General features: G+C 36.0%; 16 protein-coding genes and 1 riboswitch. Of the genes, 3 read left to right on the top strand and 13 right to left on the bottom strand.

The window, feature by feature from the left end:
* Positions 1-42: 42 nt before the first annotated feature.
* The 8 genes from cobS to EPK97_RS22245 all read right to left on the bottom strand — a co-directional run bounded on the left by cobS (position 43) and on the right by EPK97_RS22245 (position 7,009).
* On the bottom strand, positions 43-870 hold the full coding sequence (gene cobS, locus EPK97_RS13700) for an adenosylcobinamide-GDP ribazoletransferase (RefSeq protein ID WP_162037187.1): 828 nt from the start codon (positions 868-870) through the stop codon (positions 43-45).
* On the bottom strand, positions 843-1,802 hold the full coding sequence (gene cbiB, locus EPK97_RS13695) for an adenosylcobinamide-phosphate synthase CbiB (RefSeq protein ID WP_162037186.1): 960 nt from the start codon (positions 1,800-1,802) through the stop codon (positions 843-845). The genes cobS and cbiB overlap by 28 nt, the downstream gene beginning before the upstream one ends.
* A 24-nt stretch (positions 1,803-1,826) precedes the next feature.
* On the bottom strand, positions 1,827-2,384 hold the full coding sequence (cobU, locus tag EPK97_RS13690; protein WP_162037185.1) for a bifunctional adenosylcobinamide kinase/adenosylcobinamide-phosphate guanylyltransferase: 558 nt from the start codon (positions 2,382-2,384) through the stop codon (positions 1,827-1,829).
* A complete protein-coding gene (gene cobT / locus EPK97_RS13685; protein ID WP_162037184.1) occupies positions 2,381-3,451 on the bottom strand; it encodes a nicotinate-nucleotide--dimethylbenzimidazole phosphoribosyltransferase in 1,071 nt (356 codons plus the stop codon). The genes cobU and cobT overlap by 4 nt, the downstream gene beginning before the upstream one ends.
* A gap of 59 nt (positions 3,452-3,510) precedes the next feature.
* Complete coding sequence (locus tag EPK97_RS13680; RefSeq protein WP_162037183.1) at positions 3,511-4,305, bottom strand: heme ABC transporter ATP-binding protein; 795 nt, start codon at positions 4,303-4,305, stop codon at positions 3,511-3,513.
* Positions 4,306-4,362: 57 nt separating this feature from the next.
* Positions 4,363-5,403 carry a FecCD family ABC transporter permease gene (locus tag EPK97_RS13675; protein ID WP_162037182.1) on the bottom strand — a complete coding sequence of 347 codons (1,041 nt, stop codon included), beginning with the start codon at positions 5,401-5,403 and terminating at the stop codon, positions 4,363-4,365.
* Positions 5,404-6,408 carry an ABC transporter substrate-binding protein gene (locus EPK97_RS13670; RefSeq protein ID WP_162037181.1) on the bottom strand — a complete coding sequence of 335 codons (1,005 nt, stop codon included), beginning with the start codon at positions 6,406-6,408 and terminating at the stop codon, positions 5,404-5,406.
* A 108-nt stretch (positions 6,409-6,516) separates the two neighbouring features.
* Positions 6,517-6,703: riboswitch (cobalamin riboswitch) on the bottom strand.
* Positions 6,704-6,877: 174 nt separating this feature from the next.
* Entirely contained in the window at positions 6,878-7,009 is a 132-nt protein-coding gene (locus EPK97_RS22245; RefSeq protein WP_276609505.1) for a hypothetical protein, read from the bottom strand.
* Between the two features lie 223 nt (positions 7,010-7,232).
* Between EPK97_RS22245 and EPK97_RS13665 the strand changes: the two genes are divergently transcribed.
* Positions 7,233-8,987, top strand: a complete 1,755-nt coding sequence (locus tag EPK97_RS13665) for an ABC transporter substrate-binding protein (protein WP_162037180.1) — start codon at positions 7,233-7,235, stop codon at positions 8,985-8,987.
* A 153-nt stretch (positions 8,988-9,140) separates the two neighbouring features.
* On the opposite strand, the gene lanKC is transcribed toward EPK97_RS13665, so the two are convergent.
* Complete coding sequence (lanKC, locus tag EPK97_RS13660; protein WP_162037179.1) at positions 9,141-11,810, bottom strand: class III lanthionine synthetase LanKC; 2,670 nt, start codon at positions 11,808-11,810, stop codon at positions 9,141-9,143.
* A 315-nt stretch (positions 11,811-12,125) separates the two neighbouring features.
* Here lanKC and EPK97_RS13655 point away from each other — a divergent pair, with 315 nt between their 5' ends.
* Both EPK97_RS13655 and EPK97_RS13650 read left to right on the top strand, forming a co-directional pair.
* The gene (locus EPK97_RS13655; protein WP_162037178.1) at positions 12,126-13,607 is read left to right on the top strand and encodes a glycoside hydrolase family 30 protein; all 1,482 of its coding nucleotides are present in this window, start codon (positions 12,126-12,128) and stop codon (positions 13,605-13,607) included.
* Between the two features lie 268 nt (positions 13,608-13,875).
* Positions 13,876-15,795: a glycoside hydrolase family 30 beta sandwich domain-containing protein gene (locus EPK97_RS13650; RefSeq protein WP_162037177.1), complete on the top strand. Its 1,920-nt coding sequence runs from the start codon at positions 13,876-13,878 to the stop codon at positions 15,793-15,795.
* Positions 15,796-15,895: 100 nt separating this feature from the next.
* Here EPK97_RS13650 and EPK97_RS13645 read toward each other — a convergent pair whose 3' ends face one another.
* The 4 genes from EPK97_RS13645 to EPK97_RS13630 form a co-directional block, all read right to left on the bottom strand.
* On the bottom strand, positions 15,896-16,075 hold the full coding sequence (locus tag EPK97_RS13645) for a hypothetical protein (RefSeq protein ID WP_162037176.1): 180 nt from the start codon (positions 16,073-16,075) through the stop codon (positions 15,896-15,898).
* Between the two features lie 112 nt (positions 16,076-16,187).
* Entirely contained in the window at positions 16,188-17,141 is a 954-nt protein-coding gene (locus tag EPK97_RS13640) for a right-handed parallel beta-helix repeat-containing protein (protein WP_162037175.1), read from the bottom strand.
* Between the two features lie 147 nt (positions 17,142-17,288).
* Positions 17,289-17,873, bottom strand: a complete 585-nt coding sequence (locus tag EPK97_RS13635) for a TetR/AcrR family transcriptional regulator (RefSeq protein WP_162037174.1) — start codon at positions 17,871-17,873, stop codon at positions 17,289-17,291.
* Positions 17,873-18,637: an alpha/beta fold hydrolase gene (locus tag EPK97_RS13630; RefSeq protein ID WP_162037173.1), complete on the bottom strand. Its 765-nt coding sequence runs from the start codon at positions 18,635-18,637 to the stop codon at positions 17,873-17,875. Before EPK97_RS13630 ends, EPK97_RS13635 begins: the two co-directional genes overlap by 1 nt.
* Positions 18,638-18,780: the final 143 nt, after the last annotated feature.

Below are 18,780 nucleotides of genomic sequence, written 5' to 3'. Positions count from 1 at the left end.
TTTTTTCCTTTCTCTGTAGCAGATTTTTTCAATTTTCTTCTGTTACATTAGTTTTTCTCCGTAAATTACTAGACTCATTAATAATACAAGTTCAACTAATTCATTGATCGCCCCATATGTATCTCCTGTTAGTCCCCCCAACTTTTGATACAACATATGTGATATAACCCACATCGTGATTGTTGAGATTAGAATCAATAAAACCATCAAAATGAATCCTTCTATCCATGAACCATGTACTGATATAAAGTTATACATAATAAAAGATATAACCAGTGCGTTGATCATCGCTAAAACAGCATAAACATAAGGAATAAGGCTCACATCAGTCCCAAAACCTTTTTCTTGTCTTGCATATGGGTATAACTTTGCAGCCCAAACTATCACTAAACGGCTCCAAATCGGGATGAATACGATATAGCTAAATAAAATCGACTGATGTTCGCTTTCTAATAAAGAAAAAACGAGTGTCATTTTGAAAATAAGATAACATACACATACAATCACACCCATAGCCCCAACACGACTATCTTTCATAATCTCCAGCATTTTATTCTTTGAACGATAGCTTAATATGCCATCCGCTGTATCCATTAAGCCATCCATATGCAATCCCCCAGAGCTGATCATCCAAAAAATACAAATCAATACTGCTGATGGTGCAGAAGGTAATACACTAGGAACAAAATAAGATAACAACCACAAAAACAACCCAATAATCCAACCAGCAATGGGGTAAAACACAACACTTCTTTGAATGATTTTAGATTCATAAGGGACTTTTATAGGTACCGGGAATCTAGTTAAAAATTGTAAAGCACAAATAAAAGCTTGAAGCCAGCTTAAAAATAGTTGATAAATAGTCCGCACAAGATCCCCCCTGCACATAATACACTCACACCGTTAAGAATAAGTATCGAATGTAATATATCATCACGATCCAATTGACGTAAAGCTACCCCCATTCTTGCTCGTTCACTGGTCACTCCTCCGTACACATTCCTACCTCCTAATTGAACACCCAGTGCTCCTGCTACAGCAGATTCGGGTATACCACTGTTAGGACTTGGATGCTGATGTGCAAACTGTTGAATTGTTTTCCATGCCCTTAAACCATTGAAATTTTTGTTTAAAAAGGATACTACTACTATAAGTAAACCCGTAAATCTAGCGGGTATCCAATTTAAAACATCGTCAAATCGAGCTGAAGCCCAGCCATAATGTTCATACTTATCGTTTTTGTAACCTACCATTGAATCTAGTGTGTTAGTTGCACGATATAACATAGCTAGGGGGGCAGCACCCATTAGAGCATAAAATAATGGGGAAATCACTGCATCCACGATATTTTCAGAGACAGTTTCAACCGTAGCTCTTGTGATTTCTGCTTCAGATAAGTTTGCTGTATCTCTACCTACGATGTACCCTACATATTTTCTTGCATCTGATAGATCCCCATGTTTTAAAGGAGTATATACTAACAGTGCCGCTTCCTTTAATCCTTTTATCGCAATGGTTGCAGCGATCAGCCAAACATTTGCAATATAACCTAACCAGGGGTGGATAAACTGAAATCCGAAGATGATTATCGATGTTAGGATAACAGACAGTGATAATACTATAACAATCAACCAAACACCTCGAAGTTTGCTTTGCACGTACCAACGATTTTCGATTGTTTTAATCACTTTCCCTATTAAAATCACAGGATGAGGGAGCCACTTTGGATCACCGATGATCCAATCAACCATCATTGCAGCAGCTAACATCCATAGAATTTCTTCTATTGAATAAAACAACACTCTCTTCGTACTCCTTTTGGAATATCAATATAAAAACTGTTTACTTTTCAACTCAACTGGAATCCCAACTGTAACTAAAAAAACTTGATCACAAATCTCTGCAATTTTTTGATTCATCACTCCAGCAAGATCTCTATACAATCGACCTAAAGGATATTCAGGGACAATCCCGTCTCCAACTTCATTTGTAACTAAAATAACAGTACCCTGAAATTGCTTTAATGATGAAATTAACATCTCAATTTTTCCGATTACTTTCTGTTGCACATTCAATTTGGACTCTTCAAAACATAACAACCAATTAGATAACCAAAGAGTTAAACAATCAACAAGTACAAGTTTTTGATCACTTTTGCTCATAGATTTAAAGCAATCATCTAAATCAAAAGGCTCCTCTATGGTTTTCCATGAAAAATCAGTTTGTTCTCTTCTAGTTTTATGTAATTCAACTCTATCTCTCATCTCTTCGTCATAGATTTGAGAGGTTGCTATATACGTTCCATGATCTCCAAAACTAGCTGAATATTTTTCTGCAAAAGAGCTCTTACCACTTCTTGCTCCGCCAGTAACTAGTATAATCATGAATTGGACATTTCTTCGTTTGCACCAGATACTCCAGCACTTTGAAAGGTTGCCATTTCAGACATAATATTTAATGCGGCATCCACTAACTGAAAACATAGAGCAGCACCCGTTCCTTCTCCTAGTCTCATATCCAAATGTAACATCGGCGTCAAACCCATCTCTTGCATCATGAACTGATGACCTTGCTCCTGAGATAAGTGTGAAGGAATCATATACTGAACTGATGTAGAACATAGTTTATAAGCAATTAATGCAGCAGATGAAGAAATAAATCCATCAATAATGACGGGAACGCGAGATTTTGCTGCTCCTAGAATTACACCTACCATGCCAGCGATTTCTAATCCACCAACTTTTGTAAGTACATCAAGTGCATCCTTTTGATCAGGTCGGTTGATTTGAAGTGCTTGCTTAACAACACTTTGTTTATGTTTCCATTGCTCATCGTTAATTCCTGTTCCTCTTCCTACTGCTTGTTCGATATCAATTTCTGTTAAAGCAGCTAGTATAGCAGCGCTCGCGGTCGTATTTCCGATTCCCATTTCTCCAGTTGCTATTAATCTGTAACCCTTATCTACTAAATCCTCCACTACCTGGACACCAACTAATATAGCTTGTACAGCTTCTTCTTTACTCATTGCAGACTGCTTTACCATATTATTCGTACTCGGTTTAACCTTTTTACTAATAAGGTTAGGATGCTGTAGTGTTTCTTTTACACCAATATCAACACAAAAAACTTCTGCTCCCGCTTGTCGTGCCAAAACATTAATCGCTGCACCACCATTTAAAAAATTGTGAACCATTTGAGGAGTAACCTCTTGAGGAAATGCACTAATTCCTTCTTCACATACACCATGATCTCCCGCCATCACTACAACTGCTTTTTTACTTAAATCTGGTATTAATTGTTCTGTGATACCCGATAGTTGTTTGGCCAAGTCTTCGAGTCTCCCTAAACTTCCAGGAGGTTTAGTAAGTTGATTTAGATGGGTTAATGTTTTTAAGATCTCTTCTTCATTTAATGGTTTAATTTCTTGGATGATTTGATTAAGTTCTTGCATTATACTCACCTCTTATATTAAATTTATGATAAATAATTACTATAGAAATTGGGACTATTTTAGCCTTCACTAAAATGTGCCAATTGAGACTTTAATAATAATTGTGGCACTTCTAATTCTGGGTGTGAAAATATGATCGGTTCTGTGCCATAAACTTGTGAAATTAACTCGGATTTTAAAACTTCTGTCGGAGTGCCTACTTTAACAATCTTTCCTTCGTGTAAAAGCAGTAATCGATCACAATACATCGCCGCTAGGTTCAAATCATGTAACACTGAAATAACAGTTAATTGATTCTGCAACTGCCAGTTGCGTATATAATCCATCATCTGTACCTGATGACCGATATCCAAATAGGTAGTCGGTTCATCCAACATTAAAATTTGAGGCTGTTGTGCCATTACTTTCCCTAAGGCTACTCGTTGTCTTTCACCACCACTAAGTTGTTCTAAAGTACGGTTTTTTAGAGGTTCGATTTCAAGCTTTTCCATAATATCTGTAATTAGTTGTTCAGTATCTTGTTTTTCTGTTCCCATCCAGTTTTGGTAAGGATATCTCCCCATCTCTACGACTTCACGAACTGAAAAACCCACCAAAGGTAATGCCTCTTGCTGAAGTACTCCTATCCATTTGGCTAGATGTTTTCTTGAATAAGTATACATCTTATTTCCATTTATTTGAATGGTTCCTTTATTCGATTTTTCAATCCCTGAACATAACTTAAGTAAGGTAGATTTTCCACTTCCATTTGGTCCAATAATGCCAAAACTCTCTCCCTTTTCAACTCGAAAAGATATATCTTTAATGATATTCCTATTATCATATGTTTTACTTACATGTTGTATTTGGATCATAAATCTCTACCTCTTCTTCAATAATTTTATGTCGTTGCAGAAGGGTTGTCTCTATCCTTAAGAAGGATTGGTGATTTTCTTATTTTTAGATAGTAGATATGCAAAAAATGGCGCTCCAATAAAAGCGGTAATTACACCTAATGGAATTTCTTGAGGATTTAATAACATTCTTGCAATGGTGTCTGCCCACAATACATATATTGCTCCGAATAGTCCAGATAATGGTAAAATCAATCGATAATCTGAACCAACTAATAAACGAATTAAATGAGGCACAATTAAACCTACAAACCCTATTACACCTGCTACCGAAACAGCTGCAGCAGAGATTAAGGTTGAAAAAATAAGCACGATCCACTTTGAACGATTTACATTCACACCAAGATGTGCTGCTTGTCTTTCACCTAAGGCAAATAAATTTAACACTCGCCCATACCCTAATAGAATGATTAATCCTATGAATAAATATGGAAATAATATAATGGAAAAATCCCAACCTCGTAAAGCCAAACTACCCATCAACCAAAATAAAATACGATTAATTACATCATCGGATAAAGTGATCATAAAAGATACGATTGAGCCTAAAAATGCCTGAACAACAACTCCTGATAAAATCACTGTTTCTACTCGAAACTTACCTTGTATACCTGCTAATTTAAATACAAACAATAAACTTAACATTCCTGATAGGAAAGCAACAATAGGTACTGTCCATTGACCTAACCATAAAAATTGAATACCAAATAAGATTAAAAATGAAGCTCCTACAGAAGCGCCTGTAGCTACTCCTAAAGTAAAAGGATCAGCTAGTGGATTCCTTAATACTCCTTGAAAGCCAGCACCTGCTAAAGATAAACAAGCTCCAACTAGAATACCGAGTATAATACGAGGAAAACGAACTTGTAAAATTATCTTTTCTGAAGAAATTGGCCAATCCACAGAGATATGTTGTCCTACAAAAGGAAGCTGGTGTAACAAAATACGCCAAACTTGTAACAATGGTATATGTGCTGAACCCATAGATAAACTCACTACGATGGAAAGAAGAAGAAGCAGTAAACCTGCTCCTCCCCATATCATTAATTTATGCTTCATTTATTTCACCAATTCTGGATAAATTCCTTTAGCAATTTCTAATAAACCTTGTGTAATTCGAGGGCCTGGACGACTAATTAAATCGTCATTCATCCCTACTAAACTATCATCTCTAATTGCTGTGATTTCGCTCCATCCACTTCGTTCTGTAATCACAGGTTTCAAATCCATATACTTCGTCGTATAGATGATGACATCGGGATTTTCTTCGATAATCTTTTCTTCACTAATTTGTAACCAACCTGCTTGATCTGCTGCTACGTTAATCCCACCAGATAACTCGATTAATTCATTCATAAACTCGCCACTACCCACTGTCCAGCCTTCTGAAAACTCAAGATATATTTTCTTTTTATCTGCTTCAGAAATCCCTGATACAGCTTCTACTACTTGTTGTTTTTCATCAGCCATTTGTGTGACTACAGTTTCAGCTGCATCATTTGCATCTGTAATTAAACCTAGTAATTGAATGTCCTCTATCACTTCATCAATCGAATTAGGTTCAATTGTAAACACTTGAATATCAAGTTCAGCCAAGCCTATGATAATCGCTTCGTTTAAAGAAAGTCCCCCGATCACAAGATCTGGCTCAGCAGCTAAAATTGCTTCTGTATTGCCATCTAGAATCCCACCTATTTTCGGTTTTGTTGTGGCTTCTTCTGGGAAATCGTCATATTCAGTAACACCTACAATATTCTCATCTAATCCAAGTGCAAATAAGATTTCCGTTATACTCGGTGCAAGGGATACGATACGTTCAGGTTTTTGTTCAATTGTGACTTCATTACCTGAAGCATCTGTCACCGTTAATGGATATATCGTTTGACCATTTTCTATATTCTCAGCAGCTGTTTCTTCGGTTTCTTCTTGAGTTGTATCATTACTTTCTGCTACATCCTGTGTGCCTTGATCTTGATTTTCGCTTACCTCACTCGGATTGTTACCACATGCAGCTAAGCTGAATGCAAGTACAAACACAAGTAAAATCATTAAAATTTTCTTCATTTTCTCCACCCTTTTTTATGTATGTATATATATAAAAGCCCTTTATCCGTGTAGAATAAAGGGCATACTAAACCTTTCGATTTGCAGCTTCCTTTTCCTCGAAGGATCATCGCTCTTAAAATATAGGCAGGTCTCCTGACTTATGAGTTCTGACTTCCTCCCCTTCCCATTCAATAGAACAGTGGCATACTGAGGTCGTCCTCATTTACAGTGGCGGGACCGTGTCGGATTCACACCGAGCTTCCCTTTTAACCTAAAAAATAATTTCATAGGCACCTATCATTTCAATATTAAATTGTATATATAATAACCATTTCAATCTCTTAAATCATTATATGTTAATTTGAGTGACTTGTACAATGCTTTTTAAGATTTGAAACTGTACACAGTAAAAAAAGCGCATCGATTGAATATCGACACGCCTGTCTGGATAGTTTTTTTATATTTATATAAAAGATGGGGATCATTATCACCCTCCCCCTCCTCCTGAACCACAACATGCTACACTACCAGGTTTGTAATCTGTAAATTCATATGAATTGATACTGCTCAATTGAAAAATGACTAAAGTAATAAATAAGACCTTTAAAATTTTCTTCACCTTGTAAGACCTCCATATCTAGCTTTTGTTAATTATTTCTTGTAACTCTTAATCCTCATGCTAAATTTGTGACTTTTGTGTTTATATTTATAATTTCCCCTGCAACTGATATAATTGTATAAGTAATTACTGCAACTAAAAAGGATGAAAATTCCCATGATTTTCATCCCTTTTATTAACTTATATATGATAAATACTTTAATTTCTATGAGGGGAAACAATAATGAAACTAATCGAACATTACCTTATTTTAAATGCAGCTTATGCAACTCAAAAAAGTGATGTCGAAATTGAAACTACGCTGAGTGAAATCATAAGTATCCTCGGCTGTAGTCAGCCAAATGCAAAAGGGGTATTAAATCGATTAAAAAAACAAGGATGGATAAGGTGGAAACCAGGACGTGGTCGAGGGTACAGATCCCGTATTAACTTTCAACTTTCTCTGTTTGATGGCATTAAGATGTATGTATCAGAACAGCTAGCACAAGATCATTTCAAAGAAGGAATGGAGTTCCTCCATTCTTTATCCATTCCTACACAAATTCATAGTTTCTTAGGGCAATATCTAGAAGAGTGGTTTGGTTTTCAAACGGAAGGGGATAAGGAAATAAAACACATCTTACGTATACCCATGTACAGAAACCTCATCTCTTTAGACCCGGCCCAAGTCTCTACAGCATTCGAATACCATTTTGCAGGTCAAATTTACGATACATTGCTTCGCATTGATTCAACTACAAAACAAATTTACCCACACCTCGTTCTCGGTTGGGATACCCCAAACGAAAAGGAGTGGGTTTTTTACCTGCGTAAAGGAATTCGGTTTCACCACGGTAGACTATTAACATCAGAAGATGTGATTTATACTTTCCAACGTGTCCTTGATTCGACTGCCAGCGTCTTCTATTGGCTGGGGCGCTATTTGAACAAGGTAGAATCATCAGGAGATCATACTGTCATTTTTCATTTCAAACAACCTTTCCCTTTTTTCCCAAACATCTTGAGTTCTAACAAAGCCTCCATCGTTCCATATGATGTTGATATCAAACAACAAGTAGTGGGTACAGGACCTTTTTTTGTTCGTTCATTCTCTAAAGAAAAATTAATATTAGAAGCTTTTGATCATTATTTTAAGGAACGAGCTTGGTTGGATCGAGTAGAGATTTTTCGTTTTCCAGAGGAACTACAAGGCAGATTTTCTTACAAGATGACCACTAAAAATGTAGATTCTTTGGAGTTGCAAGAAAAAACAGTTAATCAGCATGTAACGATTACACAATTAATTATTTTTCAAACAAAAAAACCAGGTCCACAACAACACCCGGCATTTCGACGAGCCATTCGCCTTGCTCTTGATCGAAACACGATGATTAATGAAACAAACTTGAAGGAAGTTCACCCTTCAGACAGCTTTTTACATACTCATAGCAAAAAGAGAATTTTTCCTTCTTATACACTATCAGAAGCACGGGAAGATCTCAAAGAAAGTGGATATTCTGGTGAAACCCTGACGATGCTTATTCCTTCTCTTCAGTGGAGAGAGAACGCACTTTGGATTCAGTCCCGTTGTAATCAAATTGGGGTATCTTTAGAACTCCTGCCTCTTGATCTAAAAAAGACACTCCAAAAGGAGTTTTTCCAACAAGCGCATCTTATCATGATAAATGTAATCTTAGTTGGTGATTCGGAAATTAATTTGATTGAACCATTTGGTAATAACAGCTTATATCGTCAAATGTTCACTCTAGAAGAGAATCAACAAATGGATATGTATATGGATCGGTTTATTAGTGGGAAAACGACAAATGAACGTATTTCTATCTGGAATGAAATGGAAGATTGGTTCCGCCAAGAAAATCTCATTCTTTTCCAGTTTCACTTCAAAGAAGAGACTGCTTACTCAAGTAACCTTCAAGGGTATAAATTTGGAAGTTTAGGAATGTATGACTTTCATAATCTTTGGATTAAGGATAAATAATAACTGTAAGAAGAGTAACCCCATTGATGATTTATCCATGAGGTTACTACAAACAAATATACTACATAATTAGTTTATTTTTTAGAACTAATTTTAATTACAGTATCTCCTCCGTCAACTATTGGGTAGGTTTCATCAGGTACCCTATAAATTTCACTGTCTTTTTTGGTTTCTAATTGTTGAAGAGCTAATATTTGATTCAAAAAAATCACCTCCTTTCAATACAGAGTTACTTCTCTCAGTGTTGCAATATGAAGGGAATAACCTTGAAATATTTGGTAGTGGTAACCAGGTAAATCCATAAGAATTGACTTCGCTGAGGGCAAGCATCATCCCTGACGCTCCTGAAAAAATGTCTCCAGATAATCTGTAATTGAAGTCTCCAGGAACAAAGAGCTTATTCTCATCTCCAAGTAAATAAAGATTCATTGTCTCTAATGTGTTAGTTAAATAGGCTTTGTCATCTTGTAAATCTAATTCCTTATCCACAGCATTAACACCTATAATAAGTCCTGCTAATCCGCGAAATAGCCCTGGACTGTAAATACACCTTTGAGTAGCATACATTCCTATTCCTCGGAGCTCATCATTCCACTTATTATTTTTTAGTAGATGGCGCAGCTCAATCATGGCTAAACCGACTCCTGAACTTCCTCCAGCAAGTTGAGGCACTAAATGTGAGTCATCTTTTAATTGATACAATCCTGTGTCTTCGAAGACGTAGTGATTTGTATCCTTTTCAATAGCACGCATGGATAAGGTTAACCAGTTTTCATCCCCAGTGTTCCAATGCAATGCGCTAAAAAACAATGATACTCCCGACCATCCTTCGATAAGTCCAAATGGAATAGCATCAAGCTCATTTGGCTTAATAGAAACATCACGTTCAAGAAGTGTTTGCAAACGATAACCAATAGCTACTGCTTTTTCAAAAAGAGTCTCAAAACCACTTAAGGTCGATGCAGATAATAACGAAAGTCCAATACCAGCCAACCCGGTTCTAAGAGATATATCTTCAGACTCTAGTTGAATTTGAATTGAATCATATATAGCCTTAGACTCATCTCTCATTCCTATTTCATGCAGAACCCCAGCAATCCCAGCTTTTCCAGAAAAAAGTCCATCGTCTAGCTGATTAATATATTTAAGGTCGCTAAATCTTACAGCCCATTCTCTAGCTTTCTTTGGTAATGTACCGGTTCGAACTAGAGCCATTACTACCCCAAATCCACCGGTCAAGACATTGAGCAGTCCGCTAGATGATTCAAATTGACGAGTATCCCCAGGTAAAAGCCTAATTCCTTCTCTGAGATCATTCACAATCCCGTTTCTCAGTTTTGAAATTACCTGTGGCAAATCATCTTTATCGTAATATCTCACTGGTGAAGATAGGATGCTAACCATTGGTTTAACAGATCGTTTTCTACATTCAGCTTCAACATCTTCTATGATCATGATCGCTTCTTCACCAAATTGTTTCAATATCCATTGGTCGTGTTTTTTTAGTATACATTCGGACATATCTTGAACTGGTCCAATAGGAACAAACACATATCTAGCTATACGTAAAAGTGCAAACCAATCGATCTGTTCTCTTGTTGAATCTTCTGCACCAGTAAAACCAGGAGTCATCAAACCTGAATGTTTAGTATCAGCTAAGTCATCACTTGCAGCTTCAAAGTCAATAAGTTTTACACGATTTGAATGTGTAATCATTACGTTAGATGGTTGCAAATCCCCTATACCAATACCTCGTGAATGAATATCTTCTACAGCTTTCTTTAGCTGTTTTATAATAGGAATTACACTTTCAAGATACTCTATTGGATCTTGACTTCTAGAGAAGGGATAAAATGATGCCACCCACTCTTTCAATGAATTTCCAGGGATATACTCTTCAACAAGAAATATATGCTCCCATTCTTGGAATATCCCTCGATACTGCACAACATTTACTATACCTTTTAGGTGTTCAAGGATTGCAGCTTCATGTTTTAAACGTTTAATTGCATCCCTCCCAATACCATCGAGACCCGCTCCTGGTCGCCCTTCTTTCAAAACTACTTGTTTTCCAGAATCGATGTGGTCAGCTAAATAAACACCTCCACCATTGCTAAAGTGTAAAGCTGACTTGATATCGTAACTATTAAGTTGTGAGTCTTCGGAGGACTGCATTTTTTCTTGATCCTTCGTCATATCTTGAATTGCTTTTGGCTCATCTACAAAATCAGGAATTACATAGGATATACCTCTAGAATCAGGAATATATTCACCAGATGGAGTTTTAATGGCTAAAATAGTAGATGCACCATCCTTAATGTGCATTTCTTCAAAAGCTCCATAGCGAAAATAAACATTTCCATCTAACCATCTCTTATCACTTAATACATAGGGTCCATTAGGAATATCTTTTAGTAATTTGTGTAGATGATCTAAAAGGAATAGAAATTGTGATTCATCTATGGGGTAAATTGTGATGAATTTACCCGAACTTCCTCTGTCACCGTACTTTGAGTTTTTCAAAAATAACTCACTTAAGCTCGATACATATTTGAAAGAAACAGATTGATCGAAAAGGAATGTAGAAACAATATCTAGCGTCTGTTGGGCTTCACTTGAAGATGCACTAATATGAATCTTCCAACCTTGAATAGGTAATCTATTGTTTGATGGGAAGCAATATGTCCAATGACTATTAAACCTAGTTTCCCAAAATTCAGGATGAGAAGGAACGTTAAACTTTGATTCGTCCTCTACCTTTTCTTCTGGAGATTTGTAATATTTTTCTTTTGGAAAAACATATTTAATATACCTCATATCCATTTTTTCTACCTCCCATGGGTATTAAACAGCGTAGATATGTATAGTGTTATACCTGCTAAACAAATCAAATTGTCGTATCAAATCTTATTGTTTAATATACTAACCCTTATTTTGACAAAGTTAATACCCCCCCTAAATTATACTAATTTTAAGCTATTTTGTATATTATCATCGAAGCTATTATTCTCTAAAATAGCAAAATCCCTTCATCGTTTACTACATCGATTCATATCTCTGTCCTCTCTTGTAAAAACATCTGATAGTTGGTATAATAAAAAGTGAAATCGATTTCAGTATATTCGGGAGGACCTACATATGACGAAGACAAAACAATCGAATCGAAAGATCATAACAGTGGTATTAGTTGCTGCTATTGTTATCATTGCAATATTTGCTATTCGAAACTTATCGACCTCAAATATCAATGCAGAAGTATATTTTAGTTCAGAGTCTACAAATACAGCTCCTAAGGATGCAAATTGGTATATAGATCCTGCATTTGCAATGGAAGGTGTTCAGCACCAATTGAGCAAACAGGAAGATATCCCTTTAACAAAACCTAGTAATGAAGATGTAACTACGATTAACGTTGATCCTAATGTTGAGTACCAAACCATGTTAGGGATAGGGACGTCATTAGAAGAGTCAACGATTTATAATTTATCTTTAATGTCTCCTGAAAAACGTGATGAATTGCTTCGCAAGCTCATTGACCCAGTGAATGGTGCAGGCATGAGTACATTCAGAATTACATTTGGAACTTCAGATTTTACTGGACAAGCGTTTTATACTTACGAGGATATCCCAGGTGAATTCTCTATCCAAAAAGATATTGATAACAATATTGTAGCAACCGTTCAAGAAGCGATAGCTATAGGGGAGGAAACAGGAAATCCGATTAAAATCTATGCAAGTTCTTGGTCTGCCCCTGCATGGATGAAAAACAACAACAGTTTAATTGGTGGATTTTTAAAATTAGAGCACATCAATGATTTAGCTGAATACTATCGTAATGCCGTTCAAGAATATGAAAAGCTAGGCATTCCGATTTATGCGATGACAATTCAAAACGAACCGTTATATGCAGCACCAGATTATCCAAGTATGAGGCTTTTACCAGAAGATGAACGTGATATCATCCTTGCACTCTATAATGAATTTGAAACACATGGCATTACTACAAAATTATGGACTTTTGATCATAATTTCGGACAAGCGTGGACTTATATTCCTAAAATTTTAGATGACCCTGAAACATATGTAGCCGTTGATAGTGTGGCTTTTCATGATTATAGCGGTGAACCAACAATTATGTCCCAGGTGCATGATAAATATCCAGATAAAAATGTATTAGTCACAGAACGTACTGTATGGGGTACTGAAGGAGCTGATCGTATAGCCCAATACATTAGAAACTGGGCAACTTCTTATAATGCGTGGGTAACTATGCTTGATCAAAACATATCACCTGAACAATGGTCTGGAACACCTGATCCAACGATGTTTATCCAAGATCCTAACCATCGAGATACATATTGGATTACACCTGAATATAACTTTATTGCTCAATTTACGAAGTTCTTACAAGAAGGAGCTAAGCGCATTGAGAGCGATTATGGATCATCTGATACTGTAACGAATGTATCTTTCTTAAATCCAGATGGAACGATCGTTTCCGTAGTCATCAATCAAACAGAAAAAGATCAAACCTTTAAAATTATATCAGAAGAAAATGAAATTTTTACAACTATATCTGCTAAAACGGTTGGGACTTTTATTTGGTCTCAGGCAGAGTAGTGATTGTTTTTTAACTAGCAATAACGTTTAGAGCGGGTGGATAATGGACTCACCTATATAATGAGCTCCTCCTATTAAAGTGGGGCTCTTTTAAAAAAACTTCTTACTACTAAATCATTGAATAAATAATATTTTATTAGTATAATCATAAAATGAAAACGATACCATCATAACTGAAAGGAGGAAATTAGAAGTAACATTTCACTTATAATAGTACGTTAAGGTACCACTACTCATAATACTTCACTAAAATAAGGAGGATTTATACATGTTAACAAACCTGCAATCCGTAAAAAAAATCATTATTTTATCCCTCATCTTTGTACTTACATTCACTACTCTTCATTTCTCACTGTCTACAAACTATAATGTAAGCGCTGCCGATTCTGCAGCTGAAGTCTATTTTAGTTCAGAATCTAACAATACGGCTCCCAAAAGTGGAAGTTGGTATACCGATCCAACATTCGCTATGTCTGGCGTTGAATATCAGTTAAGTAAACAAGCAGATGTTCCTTTAACTGATCCTAGTGGAGCTAATGTAACTACAATTCAAGTGAACCCAAATATTGAATATCAAACCATATTAGGATTAGGCACATCTTTGGAAGAATCCACGATATATAACTTATCTCTAATGTCACCACAAAAACGTGATGAAGTGCTTCGCAAACTTATTGACCCTGTAAATGGCGCTGGAATGAATGTATTTAGAATTACATTCGGGGCTTCAGATTTTACAGGACGTGAATTTTATTCGTATGAAGATATCCCAGGTCAGTTTTCTATTCAAAAAGATATCGATTATAATATTGTATCTACTGTTCAACAAGCCATTGCTATAGGGAACGAGACTGGAAATCCGATTAAAATATTTGCTAGCTCTTGGTCTGCTCCAGCATGGATGAAAACAAACAATAGTTTAATAGGTGGTTATCTAAAATGGGAGCATCACAATGATTTAGCAGAATATTATCGTAAAGCGATTCAAGCCTATGAAAATTTGGGCATTCCAATTTATGCGATGACGATTCAAAACGAACCGCTTTATGCTGCGCCGGATTACCCTAGTATGCAGCTGACACCTGAAAATGAACGTGAGATCGTAATTGCATTAAAAAATGAATTTGATACACATAGTATTGCGACTAAGCTATGGTCTTTTGATCACAACTTTGAACAAGTTTGGGATTACATCCCTGAAATACTAAACAATCCTCAAGCAAATGAAGCAGTAGATGGTGTTGCATTCCATGATTATGACGGAGAACCAACACGAATGAGTGAAGTTCACAATAATTACTCAAATAAAAATGTGTTAGTAACCGAACGTACCGTATGGGGAACGAGTGGTGCAGACCGTATTGCACAATACTTTAGAAACTGGGCTATTTCTTATAATGCTTGGGTGACCATGCTTGATCAAAACATCGCACCTGAACAATGGTCAGGAACGCCAGATCCGACAATGGTTATACAAAGCCCAATCGACAGAGATACTTATTGGATAACACCAGAATATAACTTTATTGCTCAATTCTCCAAATTTGTTGAAGAAGGAGCAAAACGTATCGATAGCAATTATGGATCAGCTGCTACAGTGACTAATGTCTCCTTTTTAAATCCGGACAACACAATTGTATCCGTTGTCATTAATCAAACCAACTCTGAGCAAACCTTCAAAATTTTATCTGGAGGAAAAGAGATCCTCTCAATCCTTCCTGCAAAAACCGTGGGGACTTATCAATGGATGAAAATTGAGTCTGACGGAAACACAGGATCTGAAGCACCCATAGGATCCATCATTGCAATCAAGGCCATGGCAAATAATAAATATGTCACTGCTGGAGATGCTGGAAACAGTGCATTAATCGCTAATCGTGATGCTGCACAAGGATGGGAACAGTTTGAAGTTGTTGATGGAGGTGATGGTTTTATAGCTCTGAAGTCTTTAGCAAACGGAAAATATGTCACTGCTGAAAATGGTGGTGAAAGCAATCTTATCGCCAATCGCGATTCTATACAAGGGTGGGAGCAATTTAAATGGATTGATAATGGAGACAATACATTTTCTCTTCAAGCAAACGCAAATGGGTTATATGTTACTGCTGAAGATGGTGGAGATAGTCCATTAATTTCAAACCGTCCTTTGATTGATGGTTGGGAAAAATTCCAATATATTATTCAATAATTTTTATATTGTTCTATTCATGTATAGACGACCCTTTGTGGTCGTCTTTTTTGTAATCAGTGGAGTGTTTTTCATCTCCACTGAATGGAAAGTGTTTTATTTATCGGGGATTATTACTTCCTAGCCTTTTAAGATTTGGTTTCCAAATTTTTAATTTCAATGGAACCATTTGCTCATATGACTTCGTAAGTGTTTCCCTTACTTCTAATGGCACTCCATCTTTTTTAAGCTGTTCATGAAATACTTCTATAGCAATTCTTTTATTTCTTTTTAACTTCATCATCAAAATATTCCATTAAATGGTCCTTATCATAAAGAAAGCCGCTTCTCTATTAGAGAAACGCGCCATTTTGTTGAGTAGATTAATCATCACTATTCATTCCAACCTTTTTTTAACATTTACAATTCGTATTGTCTCTTATGACATTATTCTTCCCTACATCGACAACATCCTTTACTGAATTACCTATCACACAATTATCCTGAACTGTATTACTATCTCCATTTACTACTATACCAACATTGCTAGATGTCACAAAGTTATGTGCCACCTGATTATTATCTCCTAAAATATCAATACCACTATTCCTTTGTCTTTGAACAGAATTTTGCACAATTTTGTTTCTACTATTTTGAATGACTACTCCAGAATCGCACTGTATAATGAAATTCTTCTTAAATATATTATCTCTCGAATTAACTGGGATCCATAGAATTCCACTTGATGACCTGCCAATAGTATTGTTTTCAATTATATTCTTAAACGCACTACCTTCAGCTTGAATACCAGCGTCTGAATTATCAGTTACAATATTATTTTTTATTACATTTGAAGTGCCACTCATTTGAATTCCAAAAATACGATTATCAAAAATGGAACAATCTTCTAGCACATTATCGTCTCCCATTAAAAAAATGCCGTAAAGACTATTAAAACTAGAGAGTATATTGATAAGAAAATTTTTATTACCCCTAATAAACACACCGTAAACAAAATCTCTCAATGAGAAATCTTGAAGAGTAATTTCTGAAGATTCAACAATATCAATACCAGCACCTATTCCTGATCCTCTTATCGTTACTAACTCTCGTTCAAACGATTGAATCGTGATGTTTTTTTTATTTTCAATCTTAACATTTTCAAAATAAGTTCCCTCTTTGATTAAAATCTTATCACCTGGCTTAGCACCATCAACTGCCGATTGAATGTTTGGAAACTTTCGAGTTGGAACAATTAATACAGATCCCCTATGCTCTCCATCTCTACATTGTAATTTAGTACTTATTGAGCGAGAAGTTCGTCCTTCTACGCGACTCACCTTTTTCCCAGATTGTTTTTTTCTCATATACTCATATCCCCCCTTTCTAGTTTCATACAATATTCTATGAAAGAAGGAATGAACATGATATAGGTAAAGAAACTAATTTCTATAAAGATATTAGATTCATTTCCTAGCAAATTTTCATACCTAGATGGTATTCCTCAACCCAGTCTATCTACAAAACTCATCAATTACTTGAGCTTTGATCTCATCCAAAGGAAACAGGTAGGGATAGGTTGAGTACATTAACATAATTCCTTGAAGAGTGGATGAAAAGTGAACAGATTTCATTTTAGCGTTAGTAACACCCAGTTTTTCAAACATCTCATTTTGAACTTCAAATTGTTTATCAAACTCAGCCTGTAATAGATTGGAATATTTAGCCAACACCTTATCATGTTTAGGCTGTGTAAGTAGATTAAGGTAAAATCGAAAAACCTTCGGCTTCCTACTGACGTTTTCCAAAGAGCCCTCTATGATATACGAAATTTGTTCAACTGGGCTCTCTTTTGTTGTAGCAGTCTCCATGACCTCTAGTAGTTCTTCAATCCGTTCCTCGACCATTGCTGCCAAAAGACTTTCTTTACCCTTGTAGTAGTGATAGAGAAGCCCTTTGGAGATTTTCGCTTTATTAGCAATTTCATCGATGGAAGTAGAATGATATCCGTTTTGAATGAAAAGTTCCATAGCAACTTTTAAAATTTTCTCGCTGGTTTCACGTCTAATTTGATCATTTGTTTCCGGTGTGCGAGGCATTATTCTATTACCCTTTTGTGTAAAAATAAATCAATGTGATTGACGATTTTTTCAGGATGAGTCAGTGTCACCATATGATCTGCACCTTCAACAATGATAAAACTAATTGATTGTACTTGTTTGAAGTGTTCAGAGATTCGAGAAAGATCCTCCCATTCCTTATCCCCTTGAATAAAAAGAGTATCTGCCTTAATCTCATGTAATCTTTCAATCGCTGGTGGTTCAGGCCAGATAATCTCAAAATTCTCCCATTCTGTAAATACTTTTTTCATATAGTGTCTCGTCATTTCGTAGAGAAAACCTTGTTGTGGGCTTGACATGGTAATACTGTAATTTGGACCGCTTAACGACATCTCAACAAGTTTCTCAACATCTGGTGCGACAGAATTTACTTTCTGCATCCATTCTGTGAATTCACTTGAATATTTGAATCCTGTTAAAGAAGGAGCAATTAATACAAGTTTTTTTACTTTAGCAGGAAATGTAAGAGTGAAATCAGTTGCAATTTGTCCCCCCATTGAATGACCAACAAGAGTGACCTCTTCAATCCCTAAGTGATCGATGAGCCTTCGTAAATCATCAACAAAATCAGATGGTTTAACTGATGCTGGCGATTTTCCGGCACCTCGACCATCAAAAATGACAACCTGGTTTGTCTCTGCCAAATGAGGTACGATGTACACCCATTCCCGCATATCTACTCCTGGGCTATGAATCATAACGATTGGTTCACCCGTACCATGCACTTCATAATTCAAATCCATATCTTTTCCCCCTTATTTGGTCTACAGCTTATCAATAATCTAACATCGGATCAGGTCATGTTATTATTAATCAAAGTATTACTGAATTGTTATCTCAAATATAATTGTTGACTGAATGTCCAGTCAATAGAAAAGTGAAATAA

The organism is Chengkuizengella sediminis (genome assembly GCF_010078385.1).
Lineage (GTDB): Bacteria > Bacillota > Bacilli > Paenibacillales > KCTC-33759 > Chengkuizengella > Chengkuizengella sediminis.
This window is presented reverse-complemented; position numbering and strand designations above follow the sequence as displayed.

What these genes read in the sequence shown, in the direction of transcription:
- cobU (WP_162037185.1), bottom strand. Translation starts at nt 2,384, where the DNA reads ATGATTATACTAGTTACTGGCGGAGCAAGAAGTGGTAAGAGCTCTTTT.
- cobT (WP_162037184.1), bottom strand. Translation starts at nt 3,451, where the DNA reads ATGCAAGAACTTAATCAAATCATCCAAGAAATTAAACCATTAAATGAA.
- EPK97_RS13680 (WP_162037183.1), bottom strand. Translation starts at nt 4,305, where the DNA reads ATGATCCAAATACAACATGTAAGTAAAACATATGATAATAGGAATATC.
- EPK97_RS13675 (WP_162037182.1), bottom strand. Translation starts at nt 5,403, where the DNA reads ATGAAGCATAAATTAATGATATGGGGAGGAGCAGGTTTACTGCTTCTT.
- EPK97_RS13670 (WP_162037181.1), bottom strand. Translation starts at nt 6,408, where the DNA reads ATGAAGAAAATTTTAATGATTTTACTTGTGTTTGTACTTGCATTCAGC.
- EPK97_RS13665 (WP_162037180.1), top strand. Translation starts at nt 7,233, where the DNA reads ATGAAACTAATCGAACATTACCTTATTTTAAATGCAGCTTATGCAACT.
- lanKC (WP_162037179.1), bottom strand. Translation starts at nt 11,810, where the DNA reads ATGGATATGAGGTATATTAAATATGTTTTTCCAAAAGAAAAATATTAC.
- EPK97_RS13655 (WP_162037178.1), top strand. Translation starts at nt 12,126, where the DNA reads ATGACGAAGACAAAACAATCGAATCGAAAGATCATAACAGTGGTATTA.
- EPK97_RS13650 (WP_162037177.1), top strand. Translation starts at nt 13,876, where the DNA reads ATGTTAACAAACCTGCAATCCGTAAAAAAAATCATTATTTTATCCCTC.
- EPK97_RS13645 (WP_162037176.1), bottom strand. Translation starts at nt 16,075, where the DNA reads ATGAAGTTAAAAAGAAATAAAAGAATTGCTATAGAAGTATTTCATGAA.
- EPK97_RS13640 (WP_162037175.1), bottom strand. Translation starts at nt 17,141, where the DNA reads ATGAGAAAAAAACAATCTGGGAAAAAGGTGAGTCGCGTAGAAGGACGA.
- EPK97_RS13635 (WP_162037174.1), bottom strand. Translation starts at nt 17,873, where the DNA reads ATGCCTCGCACACCGGAAACAAATGATCAAATTAGACGTGAAACCAGC.
- EPK97_RS13630 (WP_162037173.1), bottom strand. Translation starts at nt 18,637, where the DNA reads ATGGATTTGAATTATGAAGTGCATGGTACGGGTGAACCAATCGTTATG.